Annotated in this window: 1 protein-coding gene; it reads right to left on the bottom strand. The window is 72.5% G+C overall.

Annotation, left to right across the window (positions count from 1 at the left end):
- Positions 1-227: 227 nt before the first annotated feature.
- On the bottom strand, positions 228-641 hold the full coding sequence (locus DY245_RS32775; RefSeq protein WP_128510812.1) for a tetratricopeptide repeat protein: 414 nt from the start codon (positions 639-641) through the stop codon (positions 228-230).
- Between the last annotated feature and the right edge of the window lie 206 nt (positions 642-847).

Raw genomic sequence — 847 nt, 5'->3', positions numbered from 1 at the left:
CGGCCGGACGGCAGCGCCTGGGCGGCTGGGCGGCTGGGCGGCTGGGCGGCTGGGCGGCTGGGCGGCTGGGCGGCTGGGCGGCTGGGCGGCTGGGCGGCGTACCAGGACGTGCGGGTACGCCGGTGGGTTACGCAACATGCGGTGAGGCGCCGGACGTTCGCGGGAACGGCCCGCCATGCGCGGACAGTCCCCGTCGCCGGGACAGCCCACTACTGCGTGGACGCCCGCTATTCCGGATCACTGGCCGGGCGGTCGGGCGCGTGATCGCCATTGCCCGTGTCGCGTGCGAAGCGGGCCGCTTCGATGAACTCCGGGCGCGGTTCGAGGGCCGCCGCCAGGCGGAAGTGGCGCAACGCCTCCCAGGGGCGGTTGGCGCGCTCCAAGGTGCGGCCCAGCGCGAAGTGCGCAAAGGCGTTGTCCGGCTCACGCTCCAGCACGATCTGGAACTCAAGTTCCGCCGGCCGTAGTTGAGCGGCGAGAAAGAAGGAGCGGGCACGCAACAGCCGGGCCGCGGTGTTCTCGGGGTGCGCGGCGATGACCGAGTCCAGCAGCCGGATCGCACCGCGTGGGTCGCGGGCCGCCAACAGCTGCTCGGCAGCACGGAAGTCGATGACATGCGTCTCGGGACTGCTCTCGGGCACGGCCTGCTCCTCTCCGTCGCCGTCACCGTCGGGGCAAGCGTCAGCCACGGACCGTACGACGTTACCTGGGGCACAACAAACCCAACGGTCGCGGCATTCCCCGGCCGGCACAGCCTCAACCGGCCCTGACCACGCCGTAAGACGACCGCAACAAGCCGAGGGCAGAGCGGGAGGAGGAAGGGAGGAGGAGGGGCGGGGCGGGGGTG

It is taken from the genome of Streptomyces inhibens, assembly GCF_003389455.1.
In the GTDB taxonomy this organism is placed as follows: Bacteria; Actinomycetota; Actinomycetes; order Streptomycetales; family Streptomycetaceae; genus Streptomyces; species Streptomyces inhibens.
Note: the sequence above shows the minus strand (reverse complement) of the source record. Positions and strands in the feature narration are given on the sequence as shown.